The sequence below is a fragment of the Variovorax sp. Soil_C_33 genome (genome assembly GCF_057656935.1).
The window spans coordinates 212,121-223,500 of the sequence record NZ_JBDGJK010000007.1 but is presented as its reverse complement, the minus strand read 5'-3'; the positions used below and the strand labels follow the sequence as shown (position 1 = coordinate 223,500).

13 protein-coding genes are annotated in these 11,380 nt (G+C 67.1%); 9 read left to right on the top strand and 4 right to left on the bottom strand.

The window, feature by feature from the left end; all coding sequences use genetic code 11:
- Window positions 1-142: 142 nt before the first annotated feature.
- The 8 genes from AC3A6B_RS13475 (at window position 143) to AC3A6B_RS13440 (ending at window position 8,062) form a co-directional block, all read left to right on the top strand.
- Window positions 143-1,666, top strand: a complete 1,524-nt coding sequence (locus AC3A6B_RS13475) for a sigma-54 interaction domain-containing protein (RefSeq protein WP_487837193.1) — start codon at window positions 143-145, stop codon at window positions 1,664-1,666.
- A 151-nt stretch (window positions 1,667-1,817) separates the two neighbouring features.
- Window positions 1,818-3,014 (top strand): substrate-binding domain-containing protein, encoded by a 1,197-nt coding sequence (locus AC3A6B_RS13470; protein ID WP_487837192.1) that lies wholly within the window; start codon window positions 1,818-1,820, stop codon window positions 3,012-3,014.
- Window positions 3,015-3,018: 4 nt separating this feature from the next.
- A complete protein-coding gene (locus tag AC3A6B_RS13465) occupies window positions 3,019-3,852 on the top strand; it encodes an ABC transporter ATP-binding protein (RefSeq protein ID WP_487837191.1) in 834 nt (277 codons plus the stop codon).
- Window positions 3,849-4,577, top strand: coding sequence for an ABC transporter ATP-binding protein (locus AC3A6B_RS13460; RefSeq protein ID WP_487837190.1), 729 nt, complete (start codon window positions 3,849-3,851; stop codon window positions 4,575-4,577). Before AC3A6B_RS13465 ends, AC3A6B_RS13460 begins: the two co-directional genes overlap by 4 nt.
- Complete coding sequence (locus tag AC3A6B_RS13455) at window positions 4,574-5,557, top strand: branched-chain amino acid ABC transporter permease (RefSeq protein WP_487837189.1); 984 nt, start codon at window positions 4,574-4,576, stop codon at window positions 5,555-5,557. Before AC3A6B_RS13460 ends, AC3A6B_RS13455 begins: the two co-directional genes overlap by 4 nt.
- A gap of 15 nt (window positions 5,558-5,572) precedes the next feature.
- Window positions 5,573-6,637 carry a branched-chain amino acid ABC transporter permease gene (locus AC3A6B_RS13450; protein ID WP_487837188.1) on the top strand — a complete coding sequence of 355 codons (1,065 nt, stop codon included), beginning with the start codon at window positions 5,573-5,575 and terminating at the stop codon, window positions 6,635-6,637.
- Window positions 6,634-7,509 carry an alpha/beta fold hydrolase gene (locus AC3A6B_RS13445; protein WP_487837187.1) on the top strand — a complete coding sequence of 292 codons (876 nt, stop codon included), beginning with the start codon at window positions 6,634-6,636 and terminating at the stop codon, window positions 7,507-7,509. The genes AC3A6B_RS13450 and AC3A6B_RS13445 overlap by 4 nt, the downstream gene beginning before the upstream one ends.
- 46 nt (window positions 7,510-7,555) lie before the next feature.
- Complete coding sequence (locus AC3A6B_RS13440; RefSeq protein WP_487837186.1) at window positions 7,556-8,062, top strand: DUF1993 domain-containing protein; 507 nt, start codon at window positions 7,556-7,558, stop codon at window positions 8,060-8,062.
- Here AC3A6B_RS13440 and hemH read toward each other — a convergent pair.
- On the bottom strand, window positions 8,056-9,096 hold the full coding sequence (hemH, locus tag AC3A6B_RS13435; protein WP_487837185.1) for a ferrochelatase: 1,041 nt from the start codon (window positions 9,094-9,096) through the stop codon (window positions 8,056-8,058). The genes AC3A6B_RS13440 and hemH overlap by 7 nt on opposite strands.
- Before the next feature lie 15 nt (window positions 9,097-9,111).
- Between hemH and AC3A6B_RS13430 the strand changes: the two genes are divergently transcribed.
- Window positions 9,112-9,837 carry an HAD family hydrolase gene (locus tag AC3A6B_RS13430; RefSeq protein ID WP_487837184.1) on the top strand — a complete coding sequence of 242 codons (726 nt, stop codon included), beginning with the start codon at window positions 9,112-9,114 and terminating at the stop codon, window positions 9,835-9,837.
- 6 nt (window positions 9,838-9,843) lie between these two features.
- On the opposite strand, the gene AC3A6B_RS13425 is transcribed toward AC3A6B_RS13430, so the two are convergent.
- The 3 genes from AC3A6B_RS13425 to AC3A6B_RS13415 are packed head-to-tail and all read right to left on the bottom strand — an operon-like array spanning window position 9,844 to window position 11,364.
- Entirely contained in the window at window positions 9,844-10,326 is a 483-nt protein-coding gene (locus AC3A6B_RS13425) for a hypothetical protein (protein ID WP_487837183.1), read from the bottom strand.
- On the bottom strand, window positions 10,326-11,006 hold the full coding sequence (locus AC3A6B_RS13420; RefSeq protein ID WP_487837182.1) for a C39 family peptidase: 681 nt from the start codon (window positions 11,004-11,006) through the stop codon (window positions 10,326-10,328). Before AC3A6B_RS13420 ends, AC3A6B_RS13425 begins: the two co-directional genes overlap by 1 nt.
- Before the next feature lie 10 nt (window positions 11,007-11,016).
- Entirely contained in the window at window positions 11,017-11,364 is a 348-nt protein-coding gene (locus AC3A6B_RS13415) for a hypothetical protein (RefSeq protein ID WP_487837181.1), read from the bottom strand.
- Between the last annotated feature and the right edge of the window lie 16 nt (window positions 11,365-11,380).

Sequence of the window (11,380 nt, the reverse complement as noted above, 5' to 3'; positions counted from 1 at the left end):
CATAGCAAGTCTGCAGACCTCGAAAGCATTGCCCTTACTGCAATTCGAAAAACCCCGCATCCTAACCAAGTGCTAAGAATTCATTGATGCCGAACTCGTCGACCATTGATGCGCCTCAGGATGCGCGCGCTACGATCCGGCGATGTCCCCTGCCACCGTGCCACCACCCGCATTGCCGCTCGATGCCGACGGCATCCTCGCGCTCGCCGCGCGCTCGATGTTCCATCTGTTCTCCAGCATCAGCCAGGGCATGTTCCTGGTCGACCGCGGCGGGCGCATCGTCTGGGTCAACGAGGGCTATCGGCGCTTCCTGCCGGCGCTGGGCTTCTCGTCGATCGACCAGTTCCTCGGCCACCAGGTGGAGGACGTGGTCCCCAACACGCTGATGAACCGCGTGCTCGAAACCGGCGAGCCGATCCTGATCGACCTGCTCACCAACAAGGCAGGCACCTTCGTCGTCAGCCGCATTCCGCTGCGCGAGGAGGGCGAGGGCGGCGCGGCCGGCGAGGTCATCGGCGCCATCGGCATCGTGCTCTTCGACCATCCGGAAACCACCCTGCAGCCGCTCATCAGCAAGTTCGCGCTGCTGCAGCGCGACCTCGACGATGCGCGGCGCGAACTCGCGAGCCAGCGCAACAACCCGCTCTACCAGCAGTCGGCCGACGGCCTGCGTCGTTCCAAGTACACCTTCGCCAGCTTCATCGGCTCGAGCCCGGCGGCGGTGGAAGTCAAGCGCCATGCGCGACGCGCGGCGCAGTCGTCCAGCCCGGTGCTGCTGCTGGGCGAAACCGGCACCGGCAAGGAACTGCTCGCGCATGCGATCCACGCGGCTTCGGCGCGCGCGCAGAAGCTCTTCGTGAGCGTGAACATCGCGGCCGTGCCCGACACGCTGCTGGAAGCCGAGTTCTTCGGCGTCGCGCCCGGCGCCTATACCGGCGCCGACCGCAAGGCGCGCGAGGGCAAGTTCAAGCTGGCTGATGGCGGCACGCTGTTTCTCGACGAGATCGGCGACATGCCGCTCGGCCTGCAGGCCAAGCTGCTGCGCGCGCTGCAGGAGGGCGAAATCGAGCCGCTGGGCTCGAACAAGCTGGTGCCCTTCGATGCGCGCGTGATCGCTGCCACTTCGCGCGATCTCGCGGTGCTGGTGCGGGAAGGGCGCTTTCGCGAAGACCTCTACTACCGGCTCAACGTGCTGCCGGTGCGCGTGCCGCCGCTGCGCGAGCGGCGCGCCGACATTCCGGCGCTGGTCGAGGCGCTGGGCGAGGACATGGCGCTGCGCAGCGGCGAGGCGCCGCCCGAGCTCACGCCCGATGCGCTGGCGCTGCTGGCCGCGCAGCACTGGCGCGGCAACATCCGCGAGCTGCGCAATGTGCTGGAACAGGTGACCATGCGCAGCGATTCGCAGCGCATCGACGCGGCGCAGCTCGAACGCATCCTGCGCGAGACCGGGCAGGAAAAGATCGCCGCGCCCGATGCGCTGCCGGCGGCCCCCGAAGCCGCCGACGGCAAGGCGCTGCTGCGGCCGCTCGCGCAGCAGATCGCGGAGCTGGAACGCCGCGCCATCGCCGCGGCGATGGCCGAGACCGGCGGCAACAAGCTGGCGGCCTCCAGGCTGCTCGGCATCTCGCGCGCGACGCTCTACGAACGTCTGGAAAACCCTGACTGAAAATCGTACAACTGTCTGAAACTGAGGCAAATCAAGTGTCTTGATTTCGGACTTCGCAGCGGGCGTCCGAGGGAAAGTCCCTTGCCATCAAGGCGATCAGGACTGGCACGAACTGTGCAATATTCAGTCATCCCAAATCAGGAGACAAAGAATGCACCGTCGTCACATCGTCGCCATCGCGGCGCTCGCCACCCTGGGCGCTTCGGCCCTCACGACCCCCGCCTGGGCCCAGTCGAACGAGATCAAGATCGCCCACATCTACAGCAAGACCGGCCCGCTCGAGGCCTACGGCAAGCAGACCCAGACCGGCTTCATGATGGGCCTCGACTACGCCACCGGCGGCACCATGGCCGTCAACGGCAAGAAGCTGGTCGTGATCGAGAAGGACGACCAGGGCAAGCCCGACCTCGGCAAGTCGCTGCTGGCGGCGGCCTATGCCGACGACAAGGCAGCGCTCGCGGTCGGTCCCACGTCATCCGGCGTCGCGCTGGCGATGCTGCCGGTGGCGGAGGAATACAAGAAGATCCTGCTGGTCGAGCCCGCAGTGGCCGACTCGATCACCGGCGACAAGTGGAACAAGTACATCTTCCGCACCGGCCGCAATTCGAGCCAGGATGCGATCAGCAATGCGGTCGCGCTCGACAAGCCCGGCGTCAGCATCGCCACGCTGGCGCAGGACTACGCCTTCGGCCGCGACGGCGTGAAGGCCTTCAAGGATTCGGTCAAGAAGGCCAAGGTCGTCCATGAAGAGTACCTGCCGCAGAACACCACCGACTTCACGGCCGGCGCCCAGCGCCTGATCGACAAGCTCAAGGACCTGCCGGGCCGCAAGGTGATCTGGATCGTGTGGGCCGGCGCCGGCAACCCCTTCAAGATCGCCGACCTCGACTTGAAGCGCTACGGCATCGAGATCGCCACCGGCGGCAACATCCTGCCGGCGATGGCCAGCTACAAGCAGTTCCCGGGCATGGAAGGCGCGACCTACTACTACTTCGGCATCCCGAAGAATCCGGTGAACGAGGCGCTGGTCGCGGCCCATTACAAGCAGTTCAAGACGCCGCCCGATTTCTTCACGGCCGGCGGCTTCTCGGCTGCGATGGCGGTGGTGACGGCGCTCAAGAAGACCGGCGGCGACACCGGCACCAACAAGCTCATTTCCACCATGGAAGGCATGAGCTTCGACACGCCCAAGGGCCCGATGACCTTCCGCAAGGAAGACCACCAGGCGCTGCAGAGCATGTACCACTTCAAGATCAAGGCCGACCCGGCGTTTGCCTGGGGCGTGCCGGAGCTGGTGCATGAGATCAAGGCGTCCGAGATGGACATCCCCGTCAAAAACAAGCGCTAGCCCGATGCTCGAAACGCGCGGGCTCACCGTCCGTTTCGGAGGCCACGTCGCGGTCAACGATGTCAGTTGCAGCTTCGCACCTGGCACGCTGACCGCGATCGTCGGCCCGAACGGCGCGGGCAAGACCACCTACTTCAACCTGATCTCGGGTCAGCTCAAGGCCACCGCCGGGACCGTATCGCTCGATGGGCAACTGCTCTCCGGGCAGAGCGCTTCGGCGCGCACGCGGGCCGGGCTGGGTCGGGCCTTCCAGTTGACGAATCTCTTTCCGAATCTCACGGTGCTGGAGAACGTGCGGCTCGCGGTGCAGGCCACGCGCGAAGGCGCGCACCGGCACGGGCTCAACCTCTGGAGCATCTGGAGCGATCATCGCGCGCTGACCGAGCGCGCCGACCAGATCCTGGCCGAGGTCGCGCTCAAGGCGAAGGAGCACGCGACGGTCGCGAGCCTGCCGCACGGCGACCAGCGCAAGCTCGAAGTGGCGCTCCTGATGGCGCTCGAACCCAAGGTCTTCATGTTCGACGAACCGACGGCAGGCATGCATGCGGCCGAGGCACCGGTGATCCTGGATCTAATTCGAGCGCTCAAGAAGGACAGAACGAAAACCATCCTCCTGGTCGAGCACAAGATGGACGTGGTTCGCGAGCTCGCGGACCGCATCATCGTGCTGCACAACGGGCAACTGGTGGCGGACGGAGAGCCGTCGGAGGTGATCGCTTCGCCGATCGTGCAGGAGGCTTACCTCGGCTTGCCTGCGGCTGGCGCCGAGGGCGCTTCGCGGCATGTGACCGCCCCCATCCCGGCCTTCCCCCGCGCGGGGGAAGGAGCAAGACCATGAGCCATTCAGCCTTGTTGCAACTCGAAGGCGTGCATACCCACATCGGCGCGTATCACATCCTCCACGGCGTCGACCTCGCGGTGCCCCGCGGCCAGCTCACGATGCTGCTGGGCCGCAACGGCGCCGGCAAGACCACCACGCTCAGAACCGTCATGGGCCTGTGGCATGCCTCCGAGGGCCGCGTGCGCTTCGGCGACCAGGACATCACGGCCCTGCACACGCCGCAGATCGCCGGGCTCGGCATCGCCTACGTGCCCGAGAACATGGGCATCTTCTCGGACCTCACGGTCAGGGAGAACATGCTGCTCGCGGCCCGCGGCGCGAAGAATGCCGACCAGATGGACGATGCGCGCTTGAAGTGGATCTTCAAGCTCTTCCCCGCGGTGGAGAAGTTCTGGAACCATCCGGCCGGCAAGCTCTCGGGCGGCCAGAAGCAGATGCTCGCGGTGGCCCGCGCGATCGTCGAGCCGCGCGAGCTGCTGATCATCGACGAGCCGAGCAAGGGCCTCGCGCCCGCCATCATCAACAACATGATCGACGCCTTCAGCGAGCTCAAGCGCGGCGGCGTCACCATTCTCCTGGTCGAGCAGAACATCAACTTTGCGCAGCGCCTGGGCGATACCGTGGCCGTGATGGACAACGGACGCGTGGTGCACAGCGGGACGATGGCGGCGTTCTCGGCAGATGAGGAGTTGCAGCATTCGCTGCTCGGACTTGCACTATGAGAATCGAATTCGACTGGAAGCCGATGGCGCTGGTGCCGGTGATCGCGCTGATCGCGCTGCCCTTGACCGGTTCCGTCTCGACCTGGCTCACGCTCACCGTCGCCGGCCTCGCGATGGGCATGATCATCTTCATCATCGCCTCGGGTTTGACGCTCATCTTCGGCCTGATGGACGTGCTCAACTTCGGCCACGGCGTGTTCATCGCGCTTGGCGCCTTTGTGGCGAGCAGCGTGCTCGGCGGCATGAGCGACTGGACCGGCTCGCAGGATCTGTGGCGCAATCTGGTGGCCGTGTTTCCCGCGATGCTGGTCGCGATGACGGCGGCCGGCGCAGTCGGCCTGGCCTTCGAGCGCTTCATCGTGCGGCCGGTCTACGGCCAGCACCTGAAGCAGATCCTCATCACCATGGGCGGCCTGATCATCGGCGAGGAGCTGATCAAGATGATCTGGGGGCCGGGCCAGCTGCCGCTGCCGCTGCCCGATGCACTGCGCGGCTCGCTGCTGGTGGGCGACGCGGCGATCAGCAAGTACCGCATCCTTGCGGTGGCGGTCGGCGTCTTCGTCTTCGGGCTGCTGGCCTGGACGCTGGGCCGCACCAAGATCGGCTTGCTGATCCGCGCCGGCGTGCAGGACCGCGAGATGGTCGAGTCGCTCGGCTACCGCATCGGGCGCCTGTTCGTCGGCGTGTTCGTGGTCGGCAGCGCGCTCGCGGGACTGGGCGGCGTGATGTGGGGCCTGTTCCAGCAGAACCTGATTCCGCAGATGGGCGCGCAGGTCAACGTGCTGATCTTCATCGTGATCATCATCGGCGGCCTGGGCTCGACCACCGGGGCGCTGATCGGCGCCTTGCTGGTCGGCCTGATGACCAACTACACCGGCTTCCTGCTGCCGACGGCCACGCAGTTCGCGAGCATCGCGCTGATGGTGGCGGTGCTGCTGTGGCGGCCGCAGGGCGTGTACCCCGTCGCCAGCAGCCGCTGAAAGAGAAACAGGACCATGCTTGCTCGTCTTCTTTCCAACGACCTGCCGAAGAGTCGCGTGCTCGCGGTGCTGCTGGTCGCGCTGGTGCTCGGCCTGGCCTTCGCGCCTTTCATCTTCCCGGGCGTCAAGGCGCTGAGCGTCGCGGCCAAGGTGCTGGTGTTCATCGTGCTGGTCGCGAGCTTCGACCTGCTCTTGGGCTACACCGGCATCGTGAGCTTCGCGCACACCATGTTCTTCGGCATCGGCGCCTACGGCATCGCGATCTCGGCGACGCGGCTCGGGCCGGGCTGGGGCACCATGCTGCTCGGCCTGGGCGCGGCGCTCGCAGTTTCGCTGGTGCTGTCGCTCGCGATCGGCCTGTTCTCGCTGCGGGTGCGTGCGATCTTCTTCGCGATGATCACGCTTGCGGTGGCCTCGGCCTTCCAGACCTTGGCTTCGCAGCTGTCTGACTTCACCGGTGGCGAGGACGGCCTGACCTTCAGGTTGCCCGAGTTGATCTCGCCGAGCTTCGAGTTCGCCGAAGAGCCTTTTCTCGGCGTCTCGCTCGACGGCCGGCTGCTGTGCTACTACCTGCTGTTCGTGACGACCGTGGCGCTGGTGCTGGCGCTGCTGCGCATCGTAAACTCTCCGTTCGGCCGCGTGCTGCAGGCGATCCGCGAGAACGAGTTCCGCGCCGAGGCGATCGGCTACCGCGTGGTGGTCTACCGCACCACGGCCTCGGTGCTGTCGGCGCTGTTCGCGACGCTGGCCGGCGCCATGCTCGCGATCTGGCTGCGCTACAACGGACCTGACACCTCGCTCAGCTTCGAGATCATGGTCGACGTGCTGCTCATCGTCGTGATCGGCGGCATGGGCACGCTCTACGGCGCGGCCGTTGGCGCGGTGCTCTTCGTGGTGGCGCAGAGCTACCTGCAGGACCTGCTGCGCATCGGCAGCGAGGCTGCGAGCGGCGCGCCCTGGCTGGCTGCCTTGCTCTCGCCCGATCGCTGGCTGCTGTGGCTGGGCGTGCTGTTCGTGCTCTCGGTCTACTACTTCCCGACCGGCATCGTGGGCCGCTTGCGCGCGAGGGCACTCCGATGAACGCGCCGACCTCGAACTACCTGCAGATCGCCGGCCGCGAGATCCATTGGATGGACTGGGGCGAGCAGGGCGGTCCCGTGGTGATCGCATGGCACGGCCTCGCCCGCACCGCCCGCGACATGGACGAACTGGCCGCGCATTTCGCCGAGCGCGGCTTTCGCGTGATCTGCCCCGACACCATCGGCCGCGGCCTGAGCCAGTGGAGCCCGGCGCCGGACGACGAATACCAGCTGTCTTTCTATGCGCGGCTGGCGACGGGCCTGTGCGACGCGCTCTCGCTCGAACGCGTGCACTGGGTCGGCACCTCGATGGGCGGCGCCATCGGCATGGTCTGCGCCGGCGGGCAGCTGGAGCCGCGCATGAAGCCGCGCATCGCGAGCCTTGTGCTCAACGACAACGCGCCGCAGATTGCGCAGACCGCAGTCGAACGCATCCGTTCCTATGCGGGCCAGCCGCCGGCCTTCGACACCGTCGTCGAACTCGAGGCTTTCTTTCGCACGGTCTACAAGCCCTACGGCTGGCTCAGCGACGCGCAATGGCGCCGGCTCACCGAGACCTCGACGCGGCGGCTGCCCGACGGCCGCGTCACGCCGCACTACGACCCGGCGATGGTGCGGCAGTTCGTTGCCCATCCGGAGGACTACCTGCTCTGGTCGCACTACGACGCCATCGAGGCGCCCGTGCTGTGCCTGCGCGGTGCGGAATCCGACCTGGTGCTGCCCGCGACGCTGGACGAGATGCGCCGGCGCGGGCCCGGCGCGGCGGGGCGCCTCGAGATCATCGAAGTGCCGGGCTGCGGCCACGCGCCGGCGCTCAACGTGCCCGAACATCTGGTGCCGATCGAGGCCTTTGTGCGCGCCGCCGGCACGTAGTTGGCGCAATGGCCACAATCGGCCGCTGCATCAATCCGGAGCTTTCATGGCGCTTTCCCTCTACGACATCTCGATACCGGTGTTCATTCGCGGACTCGGCCAACTTTCGCATCTGCTCGACAAGGGCCTCGCGCATGCAAAGGCCTCGGGCATCGACCCGGCGACGCTTGTCGATGCGCGGCTGGCACCCGACATGCTGACCCTGGCCGGGCAGATCCAGCGCGCCAGCGACGCTTCCAAGCTCGGCGCCGCCCGGCTGGCCGCGATCACCGCGCCCAGCTTTCCCGATACCGAGCAGACCTGGGACGAGCTGCAGGCGCGCATCGCCAAGACCATCGACTTCCTGAACAGCGTCGATCGCGCCCAGATCGTCGGCTTCGAGGAACGCACCGTCAAGATGAAGGTGGGCGAGCATGAACTGGAATTCACGGCGCAGCGCTACCTGCTTCAGTTCGCGCTGCCCAACTTCTTCTTCCACGTGACCACGGCCTACGACGTGCTGCGGCACAGCGGCGTGCCGATCGGCAAGCGCGACTACCTGGGCCGCTACTGAGCCCGGTCCGAGCGGGTTGGCCAGCCGGCGAGGTGACGCTCCGCGATCGCCGCCAGCGCCGTGATCCAGGCCCTGCTGTCGTTGAGGCAGGGGATGTAGTGGAACGCCTTCCCGCCCGCGTGCAGGAAGGCCTCGCGGCCTTCCATCGCGATCTCTTCGAGCGTCTCCAGGCAGTCGGCCGGAAAGCCCGGGCACATCACGTCGACACGCGCGATGCCCGCTGCGGCCATCTCGCGCAGGCTCGGCTCGGTGTAGGGTTCGAGCCATTTCGCGCGGCCGAAGCGCGACTGGAAAGTGACGCGGTATTGCTCGCGCGTGAGTTGCAGCCGTTCTGCCAGCAGGCCGGCGGTGACCAGGCACTGGGCCTGGTAGGGGTCGCCGAGCCGGATGTTGCGCTCGGGAATGCCGTGGAAACTCATCACCAGCTGGTCGGGCCGGCCATGGTCTTTCCAGTAGCGGGTCACGCTGTTCGCCAGCGCCTCGATGTAGAGCGGCTCGTCGTGGTACTGATTGACGAAGCGGAACTCCGGCAGGCGGCGCACGCGTGCGCTCCACGCATTGACGGCGTCGATCACGCTCGCCGTGGTGGTGGCCGAATACTGGGGATAGGCCTGCAGCACCAGCACGCGGGTGGCGCCTTCGGCCTTGAGCGCATCGAGCTGCGCGGCGATCGACGGGTTGCCGTAGCGCATGGCGTCGCGCACCGTCAAGCGGTGGCCGCGCTCGCCGAGCCAGCCGGCCAGGAGCTTCGCCTGCTTCTGCGTCCAGACCTTGAGCGGCGAGCCTTCGGGCGTCCAGATGCTCGCGTACTTGGCAGCCGACTTGGGCGGCCGCGTGCGCAGGATGATGCCGTGCAGGATCAGCGCCCACAGGGCCCGCGGAATCTCGACCACGCGCGGGTCGCCGAGGAAATCGGCAAGGTAGGGACGCACGGCGGCGGCGGTCGGCTCGTCGGGCGAGCCGAGGTTGCACCAGAGCACGGCGGTGCGCTCCCGGTTCGTTTCGACGGCAGGAGCTTCGGGGCGAAAAGGCATGCGCTATTCTCGGTCATGGCCCTGGCGATCCCCGACTCCCTGACCCTCGACGTGAAGCGCATTGCCGCGATCTCGCTCGACCTCGACGACACGCTCTGGCCGATCTGGCCCACCATCGAACGCGCCGAGCGCGTGCTCTACGAATGGCTGGTGCGCGAGGCGCCGAAGACCGCGAACCTGCTGGTGACGCCCGGCGTCTTGCGCGAACTGCGCGAGGCCACGGCCAAGGAGCGTTCCGATCTCGCGCACGACCTGAGCGCGCTCAGGCGCGAATCGATACGCACGGCGCTCAGCCGCGCGGGCGAAGACCCGGCGCTGGCCGATCCGGCCTTCGAGGTCTTCTTCGCCGAACGCCAGCGCGTGACGCTCTACGACGACGCCTTGCCCGCGCTCAAGTGGCTCAGCGAACGTTATCCGCTGGTGGCCGTCTCCAACGGCAATGCGGATGTCCATCTGGCCGGTGTCGGGCGCTGGTTCCGCACCGCGTTCAACGCGCGCGAGTTCGGCAGCGGCAAGCCGCATGCGCCGATCTTCCGCGCCGCCGCGGCCTCGGTCGGCCTGCTGCCCAAGGACGTGCTGCACGTCGGCGACGATGCGGCGCTCGACGTGGTCGGCGCGCTCGATGCCGGCATGCAGGCCGCCTGGCTGGTGCGCGAGGAGCGGCCCTGGGAGCACGGCGCGCGGCCGCAGCTGATCGTGCCGAACCTGCACGCCTTGTGCATGGCGCTCGACGCAGGTTGAGAGGAGTCAGCGCGGGGCAGCCGAACGGGTCACGGCATCGTTCAGCGTGTTCTGGATATTGAGGTTCTTGATCATGCCCATCGCGTTGCTGCGGGCATCGATCACGGTCTGGTTCACGATGTGCTGGTTGTTCAGCGTGTTCTGGATGATGGTGCCCGCGCCCGTCGACACGACGTCCGGAGCGACGCTGTTGCCCGGCCCGGTCTGTACCAGATTCAGCGCCCCCATCTGCTGGTTGAGCTGCGCGGCCTGCGCCGGCGTCAGCTCCGACAGCCGGCCGAAGTTGAGCGTGGTCTGGGTGACCAGGTCGCCGTTGACGTAGACGGCGCGCGTGATGCCGAAGCTGACCAGGAGGCCGCTCCCCACGTCGAAGCCGCCGCGCAGGCCGTCCAGCGTCCGGTCGCTCACGGCCTCCCATACCGCGTCGGCCCGCGCCGGCAGGCACAGGGCTAGGCCGAGCAGGGCGCAGAACAGGCGGGCGGTGCGCATCAGAACTCTCCCGGTCCCAGCTTGGGCAGGGTGATGTGGGACAGGCCCTCCCGGCTGACGCCGCCGCCCAGCGGCGCACGCGGCGCCACGCGCCAATCGGCCGCGAGATTGAAGCGGGCCGACTCCATGCGGTTGTGAACCACGAACAGCAGGTTGTTCTTCCAGACGGCTTCGAAGGTCTTGCGCGGCAGTGCACGCGTGCCTTGCGCAGGGTCGCCGATCAGTACCCGGTCGGCCTGCACGCCCTTGACCACCACGAAATGGTGATACCCGTTCTCGTTGATCAGGACGATGGCGGGAACGCGGGCCTCGTTGAGCTTGTCCAACGGCTGTTCGAAACCGTCGGCCTCGAAGCCGTGCGCCGCCAGGTAGCGCTTCATGTCGAGCAGCGAGAAGCCTTCGGTGTGAATCTTCTTCTTGTCGCCGCGGGCGTACATCTCCTCGAACACCATCTGTTCCGTGACAGGGTAGCCGTAGTGGTGCGTGAGCAGCGTGGCGAGCGCCGCCGAGCCGCAGCTGAAGTCGTACTTCTGCAGCAGCGTGCCGGCCAGGCGCGCCTGCCGCATGCTGACGACCGGCATGATCACGTCGCCCGTGCCCATGGACGGCAGGTGCGCCAGCTGGCCCGGCGCTGCGCTGGCCGCTGCGATCAGCGAGATGAAGAGCAACAGGCCGCGCATGGCGCCCCCGTCAGTTCATCTGCAGGTGAAGGATCACGGCGTTCTGGATCAGCACGTTCGCGCCGGTGTTCTGAATCACGACCGGCAGGCCGCTCATGTTGGCGAAGGAGCCCGAGCTGATGTCATTGCTGCCCGTGGTCACGTTGCGGGCGGTATTGTCGGCCGTGACGCCGCTCAGCTCCATGTCGTTGCGCACCAGCTGGTTGCCGCCGCGGTAGTTGTCCAGCACCGCCGAGTCGACGGGTTTGGAGAAGGCCATCGTGCCGCTCGGCACCACCGAGGTTTGCGCCGCGGCGCCCTGCGCCAGCATGAATGCCGCGGCCAGGCCGACGGAGCCGAAGAGTGCGATCGATCTCATGTGTCTCTCCGGTGAG

Bases quoted from the DNA above. Each gene is read 5' to 3' on its own strand.
- AC3A6B_RS13475 (WP_487837193.1), top strand. From the start codon at position 143: ATGTCCCCTGCCACCGTGCCACCACCCGCATTGCCGCTCGATGCCGAC.
- AC3A6B_RS13470 (WP_487837192.1), top strand. From the start codon at position 1,818: ATGCACCGTCGTCACATCGTCGCCATCGCGGCGCTCGCCACCCTGGGC.
- AC3A6B_RS13465 (WP_487837191.1), top strand. From the start codon at position 3,019: ATGCTCGAAACGCGCGGGCTCACCGTCCGTTTCGGAGGCCACGTCGCG.
- AC3A6B_RS13460 (WP_487837190.1), top strand. From the start codon at position 3,849: ATGAGCCATTCAGCCTTGTTGCAACTCGAAGGCGTGCATACCCACATC.
- AC3A6B_RS13455 (WP_487837189.1), top strand. From the start codon at position 4,574: ATGAGAATCGAATTCGACTGGAAGCCGATGGCGCTGGTGCCGGTGATC.
- AC3A6B_RS13450 (WP_487837188.1), top strand. From the start codon at position 5,573: ATGCTTGCTCGTCTTCTTTCCAACGACCTGCCGAAGAGTCGCGTGCTC.
- AC3A6B_RS13445 (WP_487837187.1), top strand. From the start codon at position 6,634: ATGAACGCGCCGACCTCGAACTACCTGCAGATCGCCGGCCGCGAGATC.
- AC3A6B_RS13440 (WP_487837186.1), top strand. From the start codon at position 7,556: ATGGCGCTTTCCCTCTACGACATCTCGATACCGGTGTTCATTCGCGGA.
- hemH (WP_487837185.1), bottom strand. From the start codon at position 9,096: ATGCCTTTTCGCCCCGAAGCTCCTGCCGTCGAAACGAACCGGGAGCGC.
- AC3A6B_RS13430 (WP_487837184.1), top strand. From the start codon at position 9,112: ATGGCCCTGGCGATCCCCGACTCCCTGACCCTCGACGTGAAGCGCATT.
- AC3A6B_RS13425 (WP_487837183.1), bottom strand. From the start codon at position 10,326: ATGCGCACCGCCCGCCTGTTCTGCGCCCTGCTCGGCCTAGCCCTGTGC.
- AC3A6B_RS13420 (WP_487837182.1), bottom strand. From the start codon at position 11,006: ATGCGCGGCCTGTTGCTCTTCATCTCGCTGATCGCAGCGGCCAGCGCA.
- AC3A6B_RS13415 (WP_487837181.1), bottom strand. From the start codon at position 11,364: ATGAGATCGATCGCACTCTTCGGCTCCGTCGGCCTGGCCGCGGCATTC.